Origin of the sequence: Companilactobacillus zhachilii, assembly GCF_003606365.2 — a bacterium.
GTDB classification, from domain to species: Bacteria; Bacillota; Bacilli; order Lactobacillales; family Lactobacillaceae; genus Companilactobacillus; species Companilactobacillus zhachilii.
Genome location: NZ_CP031933.2, coordinates 1,316,649 through 1,337,941, shown reverse-complemented (window position 1 = coordinate 1,337,941; position 21,293 = coordinate 1,316,649). Strand labels below are relative to the sequence as shown.

Genomic DNA, 21,293 nt, shown 5'->3' with positions numbered 1-21,293 from the left:
CTACATCCAACTTGGTTTATCACCATCAGTATTGGGCTTATTCAAACCAATACTTTCCTTCTGATATTGTTCAGGGGCATTAATAACCTTTAAAGCAAAATCAGCCACACTGGCACGCGATACTTCTGTTCCAGTTAATGATTGATTTAAAGTTTTTTCTTCATAATCAATTTCGTCATTATTAGTTAACCATGAAGGTCGAATTTCCGTATAAATCACTCCTGAATTAATCAACAGTTGAGCCGATTTACGAAAGCCTGGCAAAAATGCGGCGATAGCTTGCTCATTCCATTCACCAAATTTACCTGGCACTTCACGATGAGCACCTAAGGCACTGATGAAAATTAATCGCTGTTTATTTGTTTGCTTCATTGCCGCTAAAATACTTTCTGTTTGGTCAGCTAAGTCAGTGCCACCGACATTTGAATATATAATATCAGCCGGTTTCATAGCATTAGCTAATTCATCAGTCTTCAAAACATTCCCATCAATTAAAGTGACACGTTCATTATCAGAGTATGCATTTAGACGTTGGGCATTTCTCAAAAACAAAATCAATTTGTCATCTGTCTCATTCAAAAGACGCTTAGTTAAAATTTGTGCTGTGGCGCCATGGGCACCAATAATCGTTACTTTTTTCATTTAATTAAACCTTCTTGTCTATTGTCTAGGTACGATATTTAAAGTTGAACTCTGTGGACCAGTTTGAAGCATAGGCTCTAGATAGGAACTGCCCGCATACTTAATTCGATAAGCTTGATCGATTTGCTTAATTAATTGGTTATCCATAATTGGTTTAAAACTAATTTCAAAATTACCACCCGCTAAATGCATTCGACCAGCTCTTTGTTGTACCGCTGATCGATACCAACGCGAACGTTGTCCGTTCCAAGCTCGAACATATAGTCTTTTATCAACGACGACTGACCAAATCCAAGTTGGTGTACCATAAGTTTTTCCATCACTATAAAATGGTGAAATTCTTAAATCATCAGCTTGAGAAAATTGTTCCAACTGTTCGCTACTCCAAGTTGAAGTTTTACTATCATTCATATTTGATTCCTCCGTTAAGTCCCTGTCGTTCACAAGTAATACCTTAAGGCTTGACAGTAGTCATGTCTAATGCTTAGATTTAATTGAAATATATGCATTTTTGTTATAGGAGGTAATTATGGAATTACGTGTACTCAGATATTTTCAAGCTGTCGTCCGTGAACGGAATATCAGTCGTGCCGCGGAACAACTACATGTTTCTCAACCCGCCGTATCTCGTCAGCTTAAAAGTTTAGAAGAAGAATTAGGGGTTACTTTGTTTGAACGTGGTAGCCGTAATATTGAATTAACTAGCAGTGGCGAATACTTCTCAGCACAAGTGAATCAAATTTTGTCACTAACTGATAAAACCTTGAAGAATATCCATGAGGATCAAGATATTACTGGATCAGTCGTTATCGGTGCTGCTGAAGCTCGTAGTTTTATCAATGTTGCCCAATCGATTCATGCTTTACGAAAATCTTATCCACATATACAAACCAATATTGTTAGTACCAATGCCGATGAAATCCGCTCACAATTAAAATCAGGTGTTTACGATTTTGGTGTCGTCATGGAACCAGCTGACAAAAGTGATTATGATTTTATAAATTTGCCGGGTGAAAGTCGTTGGGGTTATTAGTTCCTAACAGTTCACCACTCGCAAAAAAAGACCACTTAGCGTTAAGTGATCTTGAAGGTAATGACATTATTATTTCCGGCCAAAAAGGAATGTTAAATTTATTAAATAGTTGGTACGGTGAAAGTAAACGCAAGTTCAATATTGTTGCAACTTATACCTTACTGTATAACGCTTCTCTGCTAGTTTCGGCTGGTGTCGGCTACGCACTCTGTCTAGACGGTATCGTAAATACCAATCAATCTGATTTAACTTTTATCCCTTTAGAACCGCGACACACTGCTGGAGCCAGTTTAGTTTGGCAAAAGGATATCCGTTTATCAATCGCTGCCGATGCATTTCTTAAACAAATAACTACTGATCTTAATTGATACTTTACGTTATACTGATTTGCTAAGTATGCTTTATAGTTATACTAATCCATTGATTATAAGTATTAGCAATTTTAGGATTCTCTTTCTATAATGAATTTATCAAATAGCAAAAGAGGAATATTATGGATCAAGAAAAGAATTTACCAACATATCCTGCTGGTATTAAAAATGTTCAATCAAGAAATACTGACCTACCTACTGGTGATCAAAGTAATGGAGCTAATAATTGGTATACAAGTGACAAGGTCGACAAAACTCCAGTAACTTTTAAGAATCTTTATGGCATGTCAATTGCTGGAAATTTATTTACACCAAAAGATTTAAATAAAAACACAACTCACCCTGCTATCGTGGTCGGTGCGCCAAATGGTGCAGTCAAAGAACAATCAGCTAATCTGTACGCTACTAAGATGGCTGAATATGGATTTGTAACTTTATCATTTGATCAGGTCTTTTGGGGAGAAAGTGATGGCTCTCCTCGAAATGCCATGGCCCCTGACCTATACTCGGAAAGTTTTTCAGCTGCTGTTGATTACTTTACAAGCTTAGAATACGTTGATAATGACAAAATTGGTGTGCTTGGTATTTGTGCCTCTGGTAGTTTTGCTTTAAATGAAGCTAAAGTTGATACACGACTCAAAGCAATTGCCACAGTTAGTTTAACTGATATGGGTGCCGTTGCCCGTGGTCAAAGGGATGCTATGGGTAAAACTGCCATGGTTGACCAAGCTTCAAATCAAAGAACTAAAGAAATTGCGGGACAAGCAATTGCTTATACAAGTGGCACTCCCGAAGAAATCGATGAAAATTCTGATGCCTTCTCTAAAGAATTTTACGACTTCTACCGTACACAACGTGGGGCTGCAGCCACAACGACCCACCCAACATTAACCAGTTTTGCTAAGTTGTTAAACTTCTACTCATTAAGTGACTTAGAAACTGTTTCACCACGTCCATTACTATTTATCGCAGGTGAAAAGGCTATTTCCTTAGGATTTAGTGAAGATGCATATCAAGCTGCCAACGAACCTAAAGAACTTTACAAAGTTCCTAATGCTGGACACGTTGATTTATATGATAAAACTGACTTGATTCCTTTTGAAAAATTAAATGAATTTTTCGATGACAATTTATAATTAACTCAAAAAAATAACGGCAATCCGAAGCTGGATTGCTGTTATTTTTTATTTCTAAGTTCATGTTATTCAAATTGAACACGCAAATCACCTAAGCCCATACTATTCCACTTATATCCAGCTAACCGTGCAATTCTTGTTAACTCTTTAATCCCTTGATTAACTTCTGGTCCAAAACTTTCTTCCACGTGTGTTAAAACATATAAGCTAAAACCATTAACCGTTTTGGTAGCAACAATCTGTGGAGGAACTCCCTTGTTCAAAGCGGCGGCTGCCTTTAACAATACATTCAATAACTGCTGATCTTTTTTATCCTTATACAGACAGTTATACATTGAATCAATTATTTGAAATGTTTCATCTTCTAAATCTTCTGCCATGATAATTTCCCTTCATTATCGTAGTAAGAAAGTGTCACTAATTCATTATCCAAGTTCATATATTTATTCAAACTGAACTTGTAAATCGCCCAAACCGATACTATTCCACTTATATCCTGCTAATCGTGCAATTCTTGTTAATTCATTAATTCCTTGGTTCACTTCGGGTCCAAAACTTTCTCCCTTATGTGTCATAACATATAAACTAAAACCATTAACAGTCTTAGTTGCTACTATTTGTGGAGGTACATTTTTACTTAAAGCAGTTCCAGCTTTTAATAATATCTGTAAAACCTGTCGGTCACGTTTCTCACTACTCAAAAGATTATACATCGAATCAATTATTTGAAATGTTTCATCTTCTAAATTTTTCTTCATGATAATCCTCCCTCATTTCCAAAATAAGTATACCTAACTCACGACTTTATAGATATGAAATATCTTCAATCGCCATTTTGAATTCCTAAATGAAATCTTTGATTGACTTTTTAGCAGCTACAAAATATAATACGTTTAAACCTTTAAACGTATCGGAGGAAATTTATGGCTGAAGAAGTAATGGCAATCTTTAAACATGGTATGCCTATTTTCTCAATTTTTCAGGATGAAAATCGTCAAAGAATCATCTTATTGTTGTGTAAGAACAAAGAAATGACCGTTAACCAAATTACCGATCAATTAGAACTATCTCGGCCTGCCGTCTCACATCATCTAAAACTGATGCTTGATGCCCAAGTCATCACGGTTAAAAAAGTCGGCAAGGAACGATTTTATCAGGTATCCTTAGACGATACTGTCGAATTACTCAAGAAATTAACCTCAGCACTAGAAAAAAGTATTTCATCTGACTAGGATGAAATTATTTTTTAGCCTATACGTTCAAACGTTTAAACCTATCAACTGGAGGAATTATCAATTATGACAACTATCTTTAACTCACTAAAACTACCAAATGGAACAACTATCAAAAATCGTTTTATGAAGGCTGCAACTAGCGAAACTATGGGTGACAAAAATTATCGTCCAACCACTGAATTAATCAATCTTTACAAAACTTGGGCTGATGGTGGCACCGGACTGATTATCACGGGTAATGTAATGGTCGACCAAACGGCTCGGGGCGAATTCGGTAATATTGTTATTGAAGATACTCAAAACTTAGATTTATTAAAACAATGCGCCCAAGCCGGAACTCAAAATGGTACTAAGATTTTCATGCAGTTAAACCACCCAGGAAAACAATCACCAAAAACTATTAGTAAACAACCAGTCTCAGCTAGTGCCATCCCCATGGAAGGTTCAAACAGTTTTGCCTTTAATACTCCTAGAGCATTAACTAATAACGAAATCAAAACGATTATTCAAAAATTTATCAACGCTGCTTCTGTTGCTAAAAAAGCCGGTTTTTCTGGAGTTGAGATTCATGCTGCCCATGGCTACTTGTTAAGTCAATTCCTCTCGCCCCACGATAACAAACGAGTCGACGAATATGGTGGCAGCTTGGAAAATCGTATGCGTCTCTTAGTCGAAATCTATACTGGTATGCGTGAACGCCTAGGTGCTGACTTTCCAATTGCCTTAAAAATCAACTCGTCTGATTTACGTCCCGGTGGTTTCTCCGAAGAAGATTCACTCAAGGTTATTCAAAAAATGGATCAATTAGGAATTGACCTAATCGAAATTTCCGGTGGCAATTATGAAAAGCCAACTGTTCAAGGCATTGGTAAAGGAGCTTTCTTCATTGACTATGCTGCAAAAGTTAAACAATCAGTTAAAGCTCCAATTGCCGTGACTGGTGGTTTCAGCACTGCCAATGGTATGTCTCACGCTATTGAAAACAACGAAGCTGATTTTATCGGTTTGGCACGACCAATCGTTTTGATTCCCGATTTACCTAATAGATTCAAAGCTGGTAACTTTACCGCCATTCAATTACATCACTTATCAACTGGTCTTAAAGGACTTGATAAAAAAGTTGGCTCACTGGTCGGCTTAAGTTATTATCAACAACAAATGTTCCGTGTTGCCAAAACTCTGCCTGTTCAAATTACTGAGAATGCTTGGAGTTCGCTTGGTTTCGCTGTTAAACGACAAGGCCTTTCAGCATTTATGCCCCAAAGAGGTTAAAAAAACGGATACCTACAAGTAAACTTTTCTTGTAGATATCCGTTTTTAATATGTTAAATTAAACGACTCAAAACATTGAGCACACCTTCGTCATTGTTAGATTCAGTATAATGATTAACTGAATTTTTAATCTTTTCAGTCGCATTTTCAACTGCATAACCATAAGGAGTCAACTTCAACATACTCAAATCATTTTCATTGTCACCAAAGGTCATGATCTCATCATCCGCAATATTGAAGCGGTTTTGTAATTCCCGTAAACCAGCAGCTTTATTAACTGAGTTTTCACTAATCAATTCCGTGTTATAACCAGATGTCTGACTAGATAAACCGGCTGGTAAGGCTTGACGCAAACTGCCAATAACCTTTTTGAAATCAACATGGTCCGCAAAAGTTACACCAATACTAGTAACTTGATCTTGCAAGATTTTAGGAGTGACGGTTGGTAAATCAGTCACCCGTTGCAAATGGTTATAGTAATGATATGTTAAATCAAAAGCAGCTTGTGAAATTGTTTGATCAACATAAGCTGACTTAACCCCCACAACCAAATGTTCAGCAATATCAGTTGCTGGAAATTGATTATTAATAATATCCAGTGTAGCTGTCACTGCTTCTTCAGGCATGGCTTGAATCAATAACGGCTCTCCGTTGCTATAAACAGCAGCCCCATTTTGAGAAACAAAGTCCATCTCAGAATTAAATTCAGCAAATTGATCAAGTAAGCGCTGATATTGCGAACCACTGGCCGCAACTACACGAATATTTTCTGCTCTTAATTTCTTTAAAATCTCACCAAATCGTTGATGATTGTACGTATTTTTGTCATTTAGGAAAGTTCCATCCATGTCAAAAGCTACTAATTTAATGGTCATATACCCACATCCTCTTAAAAATCATTATTTTATGATATCACAAAATCATTTTTTTAAGAAAATTGAAGGTATAAATTTCAATAAATATGGTGCCAGTTGCTTTTTGACGAGGTTCTTTCTTCAATTTGATTGGTTGCCGTCTCTGGGTGCAAGAAATGTTGGCGCTGTGGGGACCGACGAAAGCCAAGGTCTTTCGTCTCGATTTTGAACTTCGCAAGGTACGCGAATTTCAAAACTCGTCCCGTGGTGTAATGGCTGAAGCCATAACGCCACCTTCACTGCTGCCAATATTTCTTGCACTCAGAGACTAATATATTCGTCGTTTTTTATACAGTATAACTAATTGATTCGATAAAAAGATGACACATTATTTGAAATCGAATATGAATAAAAGGCAAGATGCTTTTTCTGGATTTATCATACCAGGAAAGCATATCTAGCTTTTTTTATTGTATTCTATAATCAGAATTGAGAAAGAACCTTGAGGATGAACTTTAATCATTTTTATATCCCTAACTAAAAACAAAGAACAAACCAGCCGGAAAGAGCAAGAAATTTAGGTCGCTGTGCAGGTGGCGTTGGCGCTTCAGCGCTTACACCACGGGACGACTTTTGAGACTTACGGTTCTCAGTAAGGCTCAAAATCGAGACTTGAGACCTTGGCTCAAGTCGGTCCCCATAGCGACCTAAATTTCTTGCTCTTGTAGGCGGCATATTTATATAAATAAACGTAATTGTCTTATTCATAATTAATAATCAGCTTTATAATATATTTTGATGAATGTGATGAAAATTCCTCAACCCAAGTCTATTTTCATTATTCTATTGTTATGTTTCAAAAAAGATGGTGAAAAATATGAAAAACATTCAGACAGAAAATTACGCAACAGAACCAATTAAACAACTGCTTAACAATTTAAAAACCACGCCTACTGGACTATCACAAGCGGAAGCCTCTAAACGGCAGAAAACTTATGGTCCTAATACCATTAATCATAGTCGACAAAAATCTCAAATCATGGTTTTTCTGAAAAACTTTATGAGCTTAATGGCAATTCTTCTTTGGGTCAGTGGCTTTATCGCTATGGTTACTGGTTCTTTAGAGCTAGGTATCGCAATTTGGCTTGTTAATATCATCAATGGTATTTTCAGCTTCTGGCAAGAACATAAAGCCGCCAAAGCTACCGATTCATTAATGGCGATGTTACCTACATATACTCGAGTTTATCGGGACCAAAAGATTGAACAAATAAACGCCAATGAACTAGTTCCTGGTGATATCTTCACCCTCCAAGCTGGAAATTCAGTCCCTGTTGATGCTCGTTTACTTGAAGCAACTTCTGTCCAAGTTGACCAGTCAGCTTTAACTGGCGAAACGGTTCCCGAATCAAAGGATGTTAAATTTTTATCCGGTGAGGGCAAATTTTCCGAGTCGGATTTAGTTTATGCCGGTACCACGGTCGGAGCTGGTGATGCTAAGGCTGTGGCTATTGCAACTGGTATGCACACTGAATTTGGCAAGATTGCTTCTTTGACACAAAAACAAAATAAAGAAGTCAGTCCCCTTCAAACTGAATTAAATCGTTTAACCAAACAAATCTCACTGATTGCGATGGGTATTGGCTTAGCCTTTTTCATCGCGGCTATTTTAATCGTCCATCATCCCGTCGCTCAATCATTCATCTTTGCCTTAGGTATGATTGTGGCCTTTATTCCCGAGGGACTCCTACCCACGGTTACTTTGTCCTTAGCTCAAGGTGTTCAACGAATGGCTAAAAAACATGCCTTAGTCAAAGATCTAAATAGTGTTGAAACTTTGGGAGAAACGACCGTTATCTGTTCTGATAAAACTGGTACTTTGACCCAAAATCAGATGACGGTTAACCATGTTTGGTTACCATCTGGAGTTTACACTGTTTCTGGTCAAGGTTATATCAATAACGGTAAAATCCAAAAACAGCAACAAAACATTGATTTCAACAATGACCCTGACTTAAAACAGCTCTTAACCATTGCGAGTTTTAACAATGACACCTCAGTTGAATATACCAAGGATACACACAAACCTAAAATTCTCGGTACACCAACTGAAGCCGCTCTAGTTATTTTGGCACAAAAGGCTGGTTTCCCTGTCGAAAAAGCTTTAAAAAATAGTCCTCGATTAAAGGAATTACCATTCGATTCTGACCGTAAACGGATGACGACAATTCATCAGCAAAATCAAAAATTATTCGTAGCGGTTAAGGGATCATTGAGCGATTTATTAAAACAATGCACTACCATTCAAGATCATGGCAATATTCGTAAAATTAATCCAGAAGACTTAACTGCTATCAGTCAGGCTAATAAAATGTACGCTACCAAGGGACTTCGTTCACTTGCCTTTGCTTACAAAGAAATTCCATACACTGATAAAAGTCAGCTTGATAAAATGACGATTACCAACACTGAACAAGACTTAGCATTCGTCGGTTTAACTGTCATGGCTGATCCTCCACGTCCGGAAATTTACGATGCGGTTAAAAAATGTCATGATGCTAAAATCAAAATTATTATGGTCACTGGGGATAGTGAAATCACAGCTAAGTCAATTGCCGTAAAGATTGGTATCACTAGTGATAAAGCTCGTGTTGTTACCGGTACAGAACTCGATGAAATGAATTCTCAAGCTTTAACTGAGGCTCTTAAGGGAGAAATTATTTTTGCCCGTGTTGCTCCTGAACAAAAATATAAAATTGTTTCGACCTTACAAAAAATGGGTCAAATCGTTGCTTCAACCGGTGACGGTGTCAATGATGCCCCTGCTTTGAAAAAAGCTAATATTGGTGTAGCTATGGGCGTTACTGGTACTGATGTTGCTAAGGACGCCGCTGACATGATTTTGACTGATGATAATTTTGCTTCAATCGTTGCCGCTATCGAAGAAGGTCGAACTGTCTATAGCAATATCCAAAAGTTCTTGCTTTATATTTTCAATTCAAATGTTCCTGAAGCTATACCATCAGTTTTATTCTTACTCAGTCGTGGCTTAATACCATTGCCATTGACGGTTCTCCAAATACTAGTTGTTGATTTGGGGACTGACATGTTACCAGCTTTAGGATTAGGTTCAGAACAACCTGAGCCAGGTATTATGAATCAAGCCCCACGCTCACGTAATTCACACTTACTAGATAAGCATCTAATTTTAACGGCGTTTGCTTGGTATGGTGCCATTGCCTCACTCGTGTCAACACTTTCCTACTTCTTCGTCAATATAGAAAATGGTTGGCCCGCTCAAAACCTACTTGCTTCAGGCATTGGCTATAACAGAGCAACAACCATGACCTTAGCAGCAATCATCTTCTGTCAAATTGCTGCAGCCTTAAATTGTCGGAGTAAATACACTTCAGTCTTCAAGCTAGGTTTATTTAGTAACCATCGTATCTGGGCCGGTATCATCTTTGAAATTGCACTTTTAGCAATTCTGGTTTACACACCAGGCATTCAATCAGTCTTCAATACCGCACCTTTACAAGTTAAAGATTGGATTTTCTTAATTATCATACCTATCCCAAATTTCTTGATTGAAGAATTAAGAAAACTGTTCGTCAGAAAGAATCATCAACAAACCATCTGATTTAAAGACAGATTAAAAATAGCATCTACAGAAAATTAATTTTCTATAGATGCTATTTTATCTACTAGTGAAGATATATTTCTCAATCAAATCGTTCCCAAAAAGTTGTTTGATAATGTCTAAAAATCAAAACCGAAACTGTAATTACTAAAATGGCTACAATCGTATTAATTATAAGGGCAAACGGTGTCATGATAATTATCATACTGTATCCGACAATTAAAATAACGCCTATTATCAAGGTCGCAAACATGGTTGCCATCATCCCTAAGTTTCCACCACCGCGATTAAACAGCTCCGTTACATTAGTCCAATTCGTAATTCGCAAACGGTAATCACGTCTAAAATAATGCAAACTAACAAAATAGGTTCCCAGTATAGTACCGAAAATCAATGATAAACTCATCAATAAACCTGCTTTAATAATTATAGAAATAATAACTACCATCAACAAATTGACTAGCAATTGAATTTCATAACCCAATAAAAATTTTCTTTGCAAGTAACGCCGCATTGAAATGGGCAAAGACCGAACAAACTCCAAGTTAGCTCGATCTAAAGAAATTAGGTTTGCCACTAGAGCTGCAGGATTGACTGTAATCGTACTAAAAGCTAATCCACCCACAAAAAAGACGCCCAACCACTCAAGTCCCAACCCGTTTGGAACTTTTGCAAAAGCAAACGAAAAAATAAAAATAACTGGCACCATAATTGAATTCATAATTACTTGTAACATTAGGTTTGGTTCTTTTAACAACTGTCGATTATATGCATCTAAGTCAGCGTTTAAACCATGGCGTTTGCTACTTGACCGTTGATGTGAATTGCTTAACATAGCTGTATTGACTGATGTTAACTGCTCACTTATTTTTGGTAAAACCAACTGTTTTAATAAAATAACCAGAATTACTGTTAATCCCAACAATCCTAACCATGAAAAGCCACTTGCTAAAGAAATTGGTTGCTTAAATAAATCGAATATCGGCATTAAAAATAATATTACTGGACGATCAATCATTCCATCTGTGGAACTGGAATTGCCACCATTAATCAAATAAATTCCGCCAAGAACAACTGCTAGAGTGACACCCGTCAAAATATTCATGACTAAATTTTGGTGCTCACGAAATAGTTTGGTTTTGGTTAATGCAAAAACTATCAAAGAACAGAGCATAAAAATAACGGCCATTAACAATAAATAAACAACTAGTGACATTAGAATTGCCAATGGAATCATCATCCCAGAACGCCATCCTAATAAGATAAAAACTACGAAAAGTGGTAAAGAAAACGGAATAACGTTGAACGACACCACTAAAATTTTACTGAGAAATATCTCTTTTTGGCGAAACGGCAACGGTAAATAACTATTCAAATCTTTGCCCGCAAAGAAAATATTATAGATTCCCGAAATACTCTGCGAAATAGCCAGCAAGATAAAAATAGCCACGTAAAAAGTGAACATCCCTGGTAACTTGCTGAAATCAACTGATATCATCGTCATTCCATAAATCAATAGAAAGATTGCGCCGTTAATTAGGAATTGAAACCAGAGTTTCCTGGTTAAACTAGCACCAGTCTTTCCCTTTTTTCGATAACGGTCTGTTACTTGAGGATTCAACAATCGCAAATTTACAGCCATCAAGGTACCCAATTGTTTTTTATTCATGGGTATCACCTTCAATATCATCAACTAAATGGCTATCACCCTGACGACCGGCCATCTCTAAATAAATTTCTTCAAGCGATTTTCCGGCATGCTGAGCTAATAAATCTTGAACCGAACCATTATAAATTAATTTACCTGTTTTCAAGATGGCTAATTCATCACATAATTGCTGAGCCGTATCCAAATTATGAGTTGAAAAAATGACCGTTTTCCCTTTTTGAGCATGAGCCTTCATCAATTGTTTCAAATCATAAGCAGCTTGTGGATCCAAACCTTGCATTGGTTCATCCAAAATCCAAATATCAGGATCAGATAACAACGCTCCAATTAAAACAGCTTTTTGACGCATACCATGTGAAAAACTTGCCATCGTCTCATCAACATGTTCTGCCATATTAAATAGTGCAACTAATTTATTACGACGTGCTTGAACATCTTTTTCCGCTAATTCATAGGCCGAGGACAATAGGTTCCAGTATTCCATCGCCGTTAATTGTAAAAATATATCTGGCGTATCTGGCACATAAGCGATTTTTTGTTTAATTTCTTGACGATGTTCTGCTAAATCTAAACCATCCACCGTAATCGAGCCACTCGTCGGTTCAATAATACTAACCAAATTTTTAATGGTCGTTGATTTTCCGGCACCATTATGACCGAGAAAGCCAAAAATTTCTCCCGGCTTAATTTGCAAAGTTAAATGCTGTAATGCTTGTTTTGTTCCATAATTCTTCGATAAATCGCTAATTTCAATCATATAAGCACCCCGTTTAATAATCTGTATAAATAATCGTAACAGATATAGTATCAATAACTTTGTATACTAGGAAAATATTTATAAAATAATTTTTAGTTTGAAGTTGACAAGCAAATTAATTTATTTTGCTAAACCATAACTTACTTGTAGACGTTCAAAAATTTCTTGATTATTTACACTACCATCTAGAATTATCGTGTACCAACTATGTTTATTCATGTGATAACCGGTAAAATATTTTTGATTATCTACCAATTTTACAATTTCATCCGGTTGACCATGGAAATCCATGACGGTAACTATCTCATCAGAATCAAGACCTAGCTTTGACTTAGGAACATTTAGTAACAATGCATACCATTTTTTAGTATCATTTCTTCGCCAAATTGCATATTGAGGAAAATTTTTCCAAAGAAACTCTAAATTATCTCCAAATGTTGAAGTGACATGAGCAATTACTTTTTTTGACTGCGGTGTTTTAAAAATATCTGAATCAAAACAATTTGCCTTAATTTCATCAAGAACCGCTTGATATTCATTAGCAACCCGTTTTACAAATTTTCCAGTTAGATTAGGCTGCAAGTGTAAAACATATTCTGTTTTAGTTTCCACATCGACAACCTTAGTATCAAGTTGTCCCTTTTGATTCACGACAACTGTCATTTGAAATTGTTGATTCACAATTGGTACCTGATAAATATATTCATTATCATGCTTAATAAATCCAAACTTTGTTAATTTACCAAAATTTACCTTACTGTTCTTAAAAGTTACCATCGCCATGAGCTTGTCCCCCAATTATATAGCCATTATAGCAAACACTAGCAATACACTTAGACTACTTCAAAAAAGCTAGTCAAGCGATAACCACAAATAAAAATTCAATTAGTTTAATTATTTTCTTGTTTCAAATAAGATTTTTGATTATATTGATTTTGTTAAAATCACATTCTTGGAGGCACTATGAACTATAAATTAATCGCAATTGATATCGACGATACTTTGTTAGATGATCAAAAAAATATTTCCACCAAAAATAGACTAATGATTTCCCAGGCACTGGCTGAAGACGTTAAGATTGTCCTTTGTTCAGGCCGTCCCCACAAAGCTATGATCAAATACGCTGATAAGCTGAATATCAAAGGTTCGGACCAGTATATGATCACTAATGGCGGCGCAATTATTGAAAATATGCATGGTGAATTTATTATGCAAAAGACCCTTTCTAACGAATTTTATCGGAATTTCGTAGCTTTTACTGAGACTAACGATTTATCGTACTGTGTCTTTGACGTTCACGGCAACATCTATACAAGTAATAATTACAATATCAATCAATATACCGTTGCAATGGCCTTTGAAAATAATGACGGTCTCCACATCAGAAAGCCCGAAGACTTATCAACCAACTTTGAAATTACTAAAGCCGTCATCAATGGTGATGAAACAAAGCTAGATGAAATCACTAACTTCATTAAAGACTCATTTGCGGACTATTTCGTCGTTCGAACAGGTGTCGGCTATTTAGAAATTTTCCCCAATCGAGTTAATAAGGGCAATGCAGTGGCCTTTCTAGCTAACAAACTTGGCATCGACCTACAAGAAGTAATGACTATTGGTGACCGTGATAATGACATCCCAATGTTAAAAGTTGCCGGAACTGGTGTTGCTATGGGCAATGCCACTGCTGGCTCAAAAGCAGTCTGTGATTATATAACAACTGATAACAATCACGACGGTGTCGGTAATGCCATTGAAAAGTTTTTAGAAATTTAAGTAATAAATTAAAGCAAAAGAGAGCAACAATCCAATTTTAGATTGCTGCTCTCTTTTGCTTTAGGTGGAAACCTTTTTAAAATTATATTCATTTAAAATTCCTTATCTTCTTCTAACTCAAGAATCTGATAATCATATCCCAAATTCTTAACAAATTGTAAGACATCGTCACTGTCAACAAAAATGGTCCTTGTATTGATATTAGGATGAAAACTCATTCGTTTCTCACTCAAAATTGCTTTGTCAAAATAAACTTTCACGTCGTGATCTTTATTATTCAACAATCCGAAAATAGATACGATTCCCGGCTCCAAACCAAGCTTTTCAAATAGCAGGTCATCATGCCCCATTTTGGGACGCTTAGCTCCGGTCAATTCCTCGAACTGATGAAAGTTTAATCGTTTAGCATCGTCCATTACTAACAAATAACATTCTGTCTTTTTCTTGTTAGTCAAAAACATTGTTTTAGTACGAACACCTTCGATTCCTTCAATGAAATTATCAGCTTCTTCAGTTGTATGCGCTACCGGATGATGAACTATTTGATACTTAATATCCATCTTCTCTAAAGCTTCTTCGACTTGCTTAGCTGGATACATTCTTATCCCTCCGCCTATATTAATTATTTTATATATAGTATACGGCACCATATTTAAAAGGAACACACACGTAATTGTATTAGTTTAATTTTTGAGCAATAAGTTTATATAACTGCTGGTAACTGTCAACTGTATAGGTGGGTTGAATTTCAGATTTATTATTGTGCTTATTAGGATTAAACCAGATACTCTGTAACCCAGCTCTACTAGCTCCCAAAATATCTGACTGCAAACGATCACCTACCATTACTGTGTTTTCAGATGTTAAATCAGAAATCCTTTTAAACATAGGGGAGAAAAATTTAGCATTGGGCTTAGAATAACCAATATCTTCAGAAATGAAATATTCAGCAAAGTATTTATCTAAACCGGATCCGTGTAGTCGCTCTATTTGTGTCTTTTTAACTCCATTGGTCCCAACAAATAATGTAATACCCAATTTTTGTAAACGGGTTAATAAATCATTTGCTCCAGGAATTGTATAAAAATTATGATTTAACATATTTCGATACTGAGCCTCTAATTGTACACCGTCAGCCTCAATACCAAACAACGATAAAGTTTTGGAAAAACGCGTGTTCAATAGTGGCTGTGGTTTAGCACCTGCCTCAATATTCTCCCAAATTTTCTTGTTAAGTTTTAAATACTCACTTTTTGCCGCAGAAATGTCAGAAACACCTTGCTGATTAAAAATTTCATCAATATATTCCATTTCACCTCGATGAAAATCTAAAACAGTATCATCTAAGTCAAAAATCATGTATTTTATCATCACAAATTCCCCATCATGTTAAATTAACTATTTTAAACTTTACTACAACTATCACTATTGTAGCTACCAAAAAAAGATTGAGTTTTGATGTTTTATCAAACCCAATCTTTTTTACTAAGCATACTGTTTTCTTTCAAAAAAATGACTATACATTACCGCCACAATCGCTCCAACAATGATACCAATACCATTAGCCAGAACATCATTAATATCACTGATCCGATTAATAAAGAATACGTGTGACAAATAATACTGGACTATTTCAAACACTGCCCCAGTCATAAATCCCAGTGGTACGATTGAAATAAAAGACATATTTTGGAAAATACGTTTAATCAGAAATCCTAATGGAATTGTCAAAATAATATTTTCAATGAAACCTAAACCGATATAAATATATCTTAAGTTAACTCTTCCTATTCCGGCCGGCATAATGTAAACGGCGGTTCCAGTGAAGGATAACGGTGAAAATAAGATTGCTCCCAGAAAAGTTAAGTAAGCTAATCTAACTAATAACACTTTGCGATGATTTGTATCATCGACATTACCAAGAATATAAAGTCCGCTTAAGAACGATAGACTCAATATAATCAATAAAGGTACCCAGCGCATCTAATCGCTCCTTTTTAATTGTTACACCAATCATACATCCTTTTGGTTTGAACAAAACGAAGAAAGTTAGACTTTTTTGTGAAGAATACCGAAATTAATCCGTATTCAGCTAAAAAGACTCGCCGCAGTAATAATAATAGTACCAATAGCAATGATTACCCACCAATTCTCATTGATATAATCCCAAAAGTTCATCTTTCCATAACGTCGGACATATGTATGGGTTTTCGGGTCAAGAACAAATTCATCATTATCAATTTGAGTTTGATTCTTAATTCCAAAAACCAGCTCATCCAATCCTACATTAAAAATTTCTGTTAATTTTACCAAGTTATTTAAATCTGGCGTTGATTCACCAGCCTCCCATTTTGAAATAGCTTGTCTAGTAACAAAAAGTTTTCCTGCTAATTCATCCTGGGTAACTCCACGATCAGTTCGATACATTTTTAATTGCTTTGCGAACTCTGTCATTATTATCCCCTCTTCATTAGTAATTAATCTTTAACTCTATTCTGTTATACATTCTGTATTTGAACAAGCAAAACTTTAATCGGTTATGTAACGAAGAAAGTAAAATTTGCGCAACTAAAAGCATACAACCTGCTAATTAAATACTGATACATCAACTTATTTGAAGTTGCGTGATGTTTCTTTAAACAAACATTGTTCAATTCATTGAAACGCCGTTATAAGCATGACCAACAAAAAAGCATTACAGAATTTTATCCATAACGCTTCTTTACATCCATTTTTCCAATAATTTTTGCTCATAAACATACCGATAAACTAATACCAACACTGAACCAACCACGATACCGATACCATTGGCAACTACATCGCTTATGTCACTCGTTCGATTGATCAAGAATACATGTGACAAATAATATTGCATTGTTTCAATCGCAGCCCCAGTCATCAAACCAATCGGCACCATCGAAATTAATGAGATATTTGAAAATGCTCGTTTTATTAGAAAACCGAGTGGTACGGTCAACGCAATATTTTCAATAAATCCTAAATCATAAGTAATACGAGATAAATTTACGCTACCAATTCCGGCTGGCATGATGTAAACTTTCGTACCAGTAAACGACATAGGTGTAAGTGAACTACTCGGCACTAAAGTACCGAGCTTCTAGGAACACTTGACTTACCGCCAGGTATTTCAACCTTTTGGCATTGGTCATAGCTATTTTACTAAGGCTTGTTCCAAGCCTTTCTTGAGTATGTTTTTGCTTGCATTGATATCACGGTCATTGTTCGAATTGCAATTTGGACATATCCATTGGCGAATATTCAATTCATGTTTACCATCGTCATACCCACATTCGGCACAGTATTGACTCGTTTTGAAGGGATTCACAACGACTAACTTTTTGCCATACCACTCACACTTGTATTCAAGCATTGTCCTAATCATTCTCCACGATTGATTGGCAATCACTCTAGCTAGATTATGATTCTTTAACATATTGCTGGATTTCAAATCTTCAATCGTTATAACATCATAATCTTGTACAAGTTTTGTAGTTATCTTATGGATATAGTCTCTACGTTGACTAGCAACTTTTTCTGAATATTTAGCAACCATCCGTTTAGCCTTTTGAACATTTTTATAGTCTTCAAGTGGCCTTGGTTCAATTAAGCCAATCTTTTTAGTTTTTGCTCTGTCCTTGACGGCAAGTGATCGTCTTCTAGCAAGTTTACGCTCCCAGTTAAGTTTCTTCTTAGCTAGGAGCTTATCAAAACGAATAGTTGGAAACTTAATAGCGTCTGACGTGATAATTAAATCAGCTACACCCATATCTAGTCCAACTTGTGCTTGTGTTTTATCGAATGCTTGGTTTTCGTCTTCGACTGTCAACATAGCGTAATATTTACCAGCTGGACTCCTACGAATGGTAACTGACTTGATAACCTCAGGTATATCTCTACCACACTTGAATTTCATTTCACCAAGTTTTGGAAGTTTGATATAGGAATCGTTAATTTGTTTTATATTATGATTCACATATTTTGATTGGTAACTTTGACGAGAATATTTTCTACTTTTAAATCTTGGATATCCAGTATGTTCTTCAAAGAATTTTTTGAATGCTTCTGACAAATCTTTATTAACACACTGTAGACTAGTGCTCTCTACCTGTTTCAGGTAAGGATATTCCTTCTTCAAAAGAGGTAAAAGGATATTCATATCAAAGTTTGATACGAATTTACAGTCAGGATTATTCTCATATCTATCTTTTTGCATGGATAACATCAAATTCCAAACTTTGCGAACACAACCAAAGTTCATTTCGATATGTTGAATTTGGAATTCATTAGGGTATATCCGAAGTTTAATTCCTTTAAGAGTCATATGTTCGCCTCCCCTCGATGTGGTTAAATCATATCATCATGGGGGATTTATGTTGGTTAAAAAGCACTATTGTTTAAATATATTTCAAAAAATAAGTTGCTCGAGACATTGATTCATCTCGGCAATGAATTACCGAGTTTTTTCAATTAGCAACTTTTATAAAATGGTTCCTAAAAACGTTAAATAAATCAAACTAATTAAGGACACACGACGTCGATTAAATTCTCTGATGTTATTGAACAAATAGATTCCACTTAATAATGACAACGTCCAAATAATAAATAAAGGCATCCAACGCATAGGCAACACTCCTTTAGAAAAATTTACTTTTAATTGTTTACTATTTAATTGATACTTTGATCTTACAATCAGTAAATTTAAGGAAGCTTAAAATTATGCGATTTTTCTGTGTCAAATATGAAGAAAATACAAAAAAAGCTCTAAGTAAAAAAATTTTACCTAGAACTTTTCAAATTTTATATAATTAGTCTTCACTATCCAATTCAGCGATTTGCTTTTCAACTTGTGGGTTCAGTCTGAATTCATCATAAGTTGTATCAGCACGATCAACCACACCATTGTCAGTCAAGTAAACCAAACGATTAGCAATGGTTTGAATAAACTGGTGGTCATGTGAAGCAAACAAAATTGAACCTTTATAGTCAATCAAACCATCATTCAGTGATGTAATTGATTCCAAGTCCAAATGGTTAGTTGGGTCATCAAGCATTAAGACATTAGCTTTCAATAACATCATCTTTGAAAGCATAACACGCACTTTTTCCCCACCAGATAAGACATCCACATGCTTAGTAACATCATCACCAGAGAAAAGCATTCTTCCTAAGAAACCACGTAGGAAGGTATCGTCATCTTCACCCTTTTCAGCAAACTGACGTAACCAATCAATAATTGGTGTCTCTTCATTAAACATGGCATTAAAATCTTTAGGTAAGTAGGCTTGGCTGGTTGTTACACCCCAAGTAATAGTTCCTGAATCAGGAGTCAAATCACCTGCTAAGACACGGAACAATGCCGTTGTCTTCATATCATCTTTAGCTAAAAATGCTACCTTATCATCTTTGTTAAGAATAAAACTAACATTCTTTAAAATTTGTTTGCCATCGATAGTTACAGATAGATTATCAACTTTCAATAAGTCATTACCAATATCACGATTAGGCACAAATTTGATAAATGGATAACGTCTTGAACTTGGTTGAATATCGTCTAGCGTAATCTTATCAAGCATCTTCTTACGAGAAGTTGCCTGTTTTGATTTCGAAGCATTAGCCGAGAATCGGGCAATAAAGTCTTGGAGTTCCTTGATTTTTTCTTCTTTTTTAGAATTCTGATCTTGTTTCATTTGTTGAGCTAATTCAGAAGATTGTTGCCAGAAATCATAATTACCAGCATAAAGTTGAATCTTGCTGTAATCAAGGTCAGCCATGTAAGTACATACTTTATTTAAGAAGTATCTATCATGGGAAACAACGATAACGGTATTTTCAAAATTAATTAAAAATTCTTCCAACCAATCAATTGATTCAACATCCAAACCATTAGTTGGCTCATCTAATAATAATACATCTGGTTGACCAAAGAGTGCTTGAGCTAACAAGACCTTGATCTTTTGCCCAGCCGTCAAAGTGTTCATCTTTACTTGGTGTAATTTTTCAGGGATATTTAAGCCTTGAAGCATTTGAGAAGCTTCACCTTCAGCTTCCCATCCACCCATTTCACCAAACTTAGTTTCCAAATCAGCAGCTCGTAAGCCATCTTCTTCATTAAAGTCTGGTTTTGCATAAATAGCATCTTTTTCTTGCATGATTTTATAAAGGTCAGTGTGACCCATCAAGACAGTTTCCATAACTGTATAATCATCGTAGTCAAAGTGGTTTTGCTTTAAAGTTGCCAAACGTTCATTAGGTCCTAATTTAACCGAACCCGTTGAAGGTTTGATTTCACCTGATAAAACTTTTAGAAAAGTTGATTTACCGGCACCATTAGCGCCAATCAAACCATAACAATTTCCTGGTGCAAATTTAATATTTACATCCTCGAATAATTTTCGATCAGCAAAGTGCAAACTAACATCAGTAACAGTAATCAAATATATAATCCTCATTTCTTCGAAGTAGTCTAGCTTGCATTATACGGGGAAATGTCATGATACGCAATGATATTCTTCACTTTTCCAACCAATTGGTACCTGCCTGAACATCACTCCAAGCAACGGCGTCATATTTATTGGTTTCTACACGAGCCCAATAATACAATTCAATCAACGACTTAGGGAAATTAGCCGGCTCTTCGATATATCTGCTACTAATTTGTTGGAACATTTTAGGAGCCAATTTGTCTAAATTATCGGTTTGTTCCAATATCTTTATATCTTGATAAACGATTGCTTCCAAATCAGGACGTTTCTTCATTGCTGGATCAGCAGCAACTTCCCTCAAACGAATTAGAAACTCATCTATAAACGCCTCAAGCACTCTATTTTTAACTTGCTTGTTCATAAGCTTGTCCTCTAATATTCTTATTGTCAAAATCCACCCATAAT

The 21,293-nt window shown here is 35.7% G+C and carries 22 protein-coding genes and 1 pseudogene; 6 read left to right on the top strand and 17 right to left on the bottom strand.

Annotated features, from left to right (window positions below; translation table 11 throughout):
* Window positions 1-642, bottom strand: a complete 642-nt coding sequence (locus tag D1B17_RS06090) for an NAD(P)H-binding protein (RefSeq protein ID WP_120142545.1) — start codon at window positions 640-642, stop codon at window positions 1-3.
* An 18-nt stretch (window positions 643-660) separates the two neighbouring features.
* Window positions 661-1,053, bottom strand: a complete 393-nt coding sequence (locus D1B17_RS06085; protein ID WP_120142547.1) for a DUF2255 family protein — start codon at window positions 1,051-1,053, stop codon at window positions 661-663.
* Window positions 1,054-1,171: 118 nt separating this feature from the next.
* Here D1B17_RS06085 and D1B17_RS06080 point away from each other — a divergent pair.
* Together D1B17_RS06080 and D1B17_RS06075 are read left to right on the top strand one after the other, a co-directional pair.
* Window positions 1,172-2,043, top strand: a pseudogene (locus tag D1B17_RS06080) (LysR family transcriptional regulator).
* A gap of 125 nt (window positions 2,044-2,168) precedes the next feature.
* Window positions 2,169-3,182 carry an alpha/beta hydrolase gene (locus D1B17_RS06075; protein ID WP_120142549.1) on the top strand — a complete coding sequence of 338 codons (1,014 nt, stop codon included), beginning with the start codon at window positions 2,169-2,171 and terminating at the stop codon, window positions 3,180-3,182.
* Between the two features lie 65 nt (window positions 3,183-3,247).
* Here the strand turns inward: D1B17_RS06075 and D1B17_RS06070 are convergent, their stop codons facing one another.
* Window positions 3,248-3,562: a bacteriocin immunity family protein gene (locus tag D1B17_RS06070; RefSeq protein WP_120142550.1), complete on the bottom strand. Its 315-nt coding sequence runs from the start codon at window positions 3,560-3,562 to the stop codon at window positions 3,248-3,250.
* 63 nt (window positions 3,563-3,625) lie between these two features.
* Entirely contained in the window at window positions 3,626-3,940 is a 315-nt protein-coding gene (locus tag D1B17_RS06065; protein ID WP_120142551.1) for a bacteriocin immunity family protein, read from the bottom strand.
* Between the two features lie 165 nt (window positions 3,941-4,105).
* Here D1B17_RS06065 and D1B17_RS06060 point away from each other — a divergent pair, with 165 nt between their 5' ends.
* Together D1B17_RS06060 and D1B17_RS06055 are read left to right on the top strand one after the other, a co-directional pair.
* Entirely contained in the window at window positions 4,106-4,414 is a 309-nt protein-coding gene (locus tag D1B17_RS06060; protein ID WP_120142552.1) for an ArsR/SmtB family transcription factor, read from the top strand.
* Window positions 4,415-4,480: 66 nt separating this feature from the next.
* Window positions 4,481-5,689: an NADH:flavin oxidoreductase/NADH oxidase family protein gene (locus D1B17_RS06055; protein ID WP_120142553.1), complete on the top strand. Its 1,209-nt coding sequence runs from the start codon at window positions 4,481-4,483 to the stop codon at window positions 5,687-5,689.
* A gap of 53 nt (window positions 5,690-5,742) precedes the next feature.
* Here the strand turns inward: D1B17_RS06055 and D1B17_RS06050 are convergent, their stop codons facing one another.
* Window positions 5,743-6,564, bottom strand: a complete 822-nt coding sequence (locus tag D1B17_RS06050) for a Cof-type HAD-IIB family hydrolase (protein ID WP_120142554.1) — start codon at window positions 6,562-6,564, stop codon at window positions 5,743-5,745.
* Between the two features lie 847 nt (window positions 6,565-7,411).
* Here D1B17_RS06050 and D1B17_RS06045 point away from each other — a divergent pair.
* A complete protein-coding gene (locus D1B17_RS06045; protein WP_420868410.1) occupies window positions 7,412-10,183 on the top strand; it encodes a cation-translocating P-type ATPase in 2,772 nt (923 codons plus the stop codon).
* A gap of 82 nt (window positions 10,184-10,265) precedes the next feature.
* On the opposite strand, the gene D1B17_RS06040 is transcribed toward D1B17_RS06045, so the two are convergent.
* The 3 genes from D1B17_RS06040 to D1B17_RS06030 all read right to left on the bottom strand — a co-directional run bounded on the left by D1B17_RS06040 (window position 10,266) and on the right by D1B17_RS06030 (window position 13,392).
* Window positions 10,266-11,852 (bottom strand): ABC transporter permease, encoded by a 1,587-nt coding sequence (locus D1B17_RS06040; RefSeq protein WP_120142559.1) that lies wholly within the window; start codon window positions 11,850-11,852, stop codon window positions 10,266-10,268.
* Window positions 11,845-12,609: an ABC transporter ATP-binding protein gene (locus D1B17_RS06035; protein ID WP_120142560.1), complete on the bottom strand. Its 765-nt coding sequence runs from the start codon at window positions 12,607-12,609 to the stop codon at window positions 11,845-11,847. The genes D1B17_RS06040 and D1B17_RS06035 overlap by 8 nt, the downstream gene beginning before the upstream one ends.
* A 120-nt stretch (window positions 12,610-12,729) precedes the next feature.
* Entirely contained in the window at window positions 12,730-13,392 is a 663-nt protein-coding gene (locus tag D1B17_RS06030) for an MmcQ/YjbR family DNA-binding protein (RefSeq protein WP_120142561.1), read from the bottom strand.
* A 180-nt stretch (window positions 13,393-13,572) separates the two neighbouring features.
* On the opposite strand from D1B17_RS06030, the gene D1B17_RS06025 reads away from it, so the two are divergent.
* Window positions 13,573-14,385: a Cof-type HAD-IIB family hydrolase gene (locus tag D1B17_RS06025; protein ID WP_120142562.1), complete on the top strand. Its 813-nt coding sequence runs from the start codon at window positions 13,573-13,575 to the stop codon at window positions 14,383-14,385.
* Between the two features lie 92 nt (window positions 14,386-14,477).
* Here D1B17_RS06025 and D1B17_RS06020 read toward each other — a convergent pair whose 3' ends face one another.
* From D1B17_RS06020 to D1B17_RS05985, 9 genes are all read right to left on the bottom strand, one after another.
* Window positions 14,478-14,984, bottom strand: a complete 507-nt coding sequence (locus D1B17_RS06020; RefSeq protein WP_120142563.1) for a prolyl-tRNA synthetase associated domain-containing protein — start codon at window positions 14,982-14,984, stop codon at window positions 14,478-14,480.
* Between the two features lie 79 nt (window positions 14,985-15,063).
* Window positions 15,064-15,756 carry a YjjG family noncanonical pyrimidine nucleotidase gene (locus tag D1B17_RS06015; protein ID WP_120142565.1) on the bottom strand — a complete coding sequence of 231 codons (693 nt, stop codon included), beginning with the start codon at window positions 15,754-15,756 and terminating at the stop codon, window positions 15,064-15,066.
* Window positions 15,757-15,870: 114 nt separating this feature from the next.
* A complete protein-coding gene (locus tag D1B17_RS06010; RefSeq protein WP_120142566.1) occupies window positions 15,871-16,368 on the bottom strand; it encodes a VanZ family protein in 498 nt (165 codons plus the stop codon).
* A gap of 105 nt (window positions 16,369-16,473) precedes the next feature.
* Window positions 16,474-16,839: a helix-turn-helix domain-containing protein gene (locus tag D1B17_RS06005; RefSeq protein ID WP_120142567.1), complete on the bottom strand. Its 366-nt coding sequence runs from the start codon at window positions 16,837-16,839 to the stop codon at window positions 16,474-16,476.
* A gap of 268 nt (window positions 16,840-17,107) precedes the next feature.
* Window positions 17,108-17,464 carry a VanZ family protein gene (locus D1B17_RS06000; protein WP_120142568.1) on the bottom strand — a complete coding sequence of 119 codons (357 nt, stop codon included), beginning with the start codon at window positions 17,462-17,464 and terminating at the stop codon, window positions 17,108-17,110.
* Between the two features lie 93 nt (window positions 17,465-17,557).
* The gene (locus D1B17_RS05995; RefSeq protein WP_120142569.1) at window positions 17,558-18,727 is read right to left on the bottom strand and encodes an RNA-guided endonuclease TnpB family protein; all 1,170 of its coding nucleotides are present in this window, start codon (window positions 18,725-18,727) and stop codon (window positions 17,558-17,560) included.
* Window positions 18,728-18,883: 156 nt separating this feature from the next.
* Window positions 18,884-19,027, bottom strand: a complete 144-nt coding sequence (locus D1B17_RS12595; protein ID WP_166806633.1) for a hypothetical protein — start codon at window positions 19,025-19,027, stop codon at window positions 18,884-18,886.
* Between the two features lie 184 nt (window positions 19,028-19,211).
* A complete protein-coding gene (locus tag D1B17_RS05990; RefSeq protein WP_120142570.1) occupies window positions 19,212-20,840 on the bottom strand; it encodes an ABC-F family ATP-binding cassette domain-containing protein in 1,629 nt (542 codons plus the stop codon).
* Between the two features lie 76 nt (window positions 20,841-20,916).
* Window positions 20,917-21,249: a bacteriocin immunity family protein gene (locus D1B17_RS05985; protein ID WP_120142571.1), complete on the bottom strand. Its 333-nt coding sequence runs from the start codon at window positions 21,247-21,249 to the stop codon at window positions 20,917-20,919.
* Window positions 21,250-21,293: the final 44 nt, after the last annotated feature.

Coding starts and splice junctions, on each gene's coding strand:
- D1B17_RS06090 (WP_120142545.1), bottom strand. CDS start 642: ATGAAAAAAGTAACGATTATTGGTGCCCATGGCGCCACAGCACAAATT.
- D1B17_RS06030 (WP_120142561.1), bottom strand. CDS start 13,392: ATGGCGATGGTAACTTTTAAGAACAGTAAGGTAAATTTTGGTAAATTA.
- D1B17_RS06015 (WP_120142565.1), bottom strand. CDS start 15,756: ATGATAAAATACATGATTTTTGACTTAGATGATACTGTTTTAGATTTT.
- D1B17_RS06055 (WP_120142553.1), top strand. CDS start 4,481: ATGACAACTATCTTTAACTCACTAAAACTACCAAATGGAACAACTATC.
- D1B17_RS06035 (WP_120142560.1), bottom strand. CDS start 12,609: ATGATTGAAATTAGCGATTTATCGAAGAATTATGGAACAAAACAAGCA.
- D1B17_RS06020 (WP_120142563.1), bottom strand. CDS start 14,984: ATGTATCCAGCTAAGCAAGTCGAAGAAGCTTTAGAGAAGATGGATATT.
- D1B17_RS12595 (WP_166806633.1), bottom strand. CDS start 19,027: ATGCGTTGGATGCCTTTATTTATTATTTGGACGTTGTCATTATTAAGT.
- D1B17_RS06005 (WP_120142567.1), bottom strand. CDS start 16,839: ATGACAGAGTTCGCAAAGCAATTAAAAATGTATCGAACTGATCGTGGA.
- D1B17_RS05985 (WP_120142571.1), bottom strand. CDS start 21,249: ATGAACAAGCAAGTTAAAAATAGAGTGCTTGAGGCGTTTATAGATGAG.
- D1B17_RS06025 (WP_120142562.1), top strand. CDS start 13,573: ATGAACTATAAATTAATCGCAATTGATATCGACGATACTTTGTTAGAT.
- D1B17_RS06060 (WP_120142552.1), top strand. CDS start 4,106: ATGGCTGAAGAAGTAATGGCAATCTTTAAACATGGTATGCCTATTTTC.
- D1B17_RS06010 (WP_120142566.1), bottom strand. CDS start 16,368: ATGCGCTGGGTACCTTTATTGATTATATTGAGTCTATCGTTCTTAAGC.
- D1B17_RS06065 (WP_120142551.1), bottom strand. CDS start 3,940: ATGAAGAAAAATTTAGAAGATGAAACATTTCAAATAATTGATTCGATG.
- D1B17_RS06075 (WP_120142549.1), top strand. CDS start 2,169: ATGGATCAAGAAAAGAATTTACCAACATATCCTGCTGGTATTAAAAAT.
- D1B17_RS06050 (WP_120142554.1), bottom strand. CDS start 6,564: ATGACCATTAAATTAGTAGCTTTTGACATGGATGGAACTTTCCTAAAT.
- D1B17_RS06085 (WP_120142547.1), bottom strand. CDS start 1,053: ATGAATGATAGTAAAACTTCAACTTGGAGTAGCGAACAGTTGGAACAA.
- D1B17_RS06040 (WP_120142559.1), bottom strand. CDS start 11,852: ATGAATAAAAAACAATTGGGTACCTTGATGGCTGTAAATTTGCGATTG.
- D1B17_RS06070 (WP_120142550.1), bottom strand. CDS start 3,562: ATGGCAGAAGATTTAGAAGATGAAACATTTCAAATAATTGATTCAATG.
- D1B17_RS06000 (WP_120142568.1), bottom strand. CDS start 17,464: ATGTCGTTTACTGGTACGAAAGTTTACATCATGCCAGCCGGAATTGGT.
- D1B17_RS05995 (WP_120142569.1), bottom strand. CDS start 18,727: ATGACTCTTAAAGGAATTAAACTTCGGATATACCCTAATGAATTCCAA.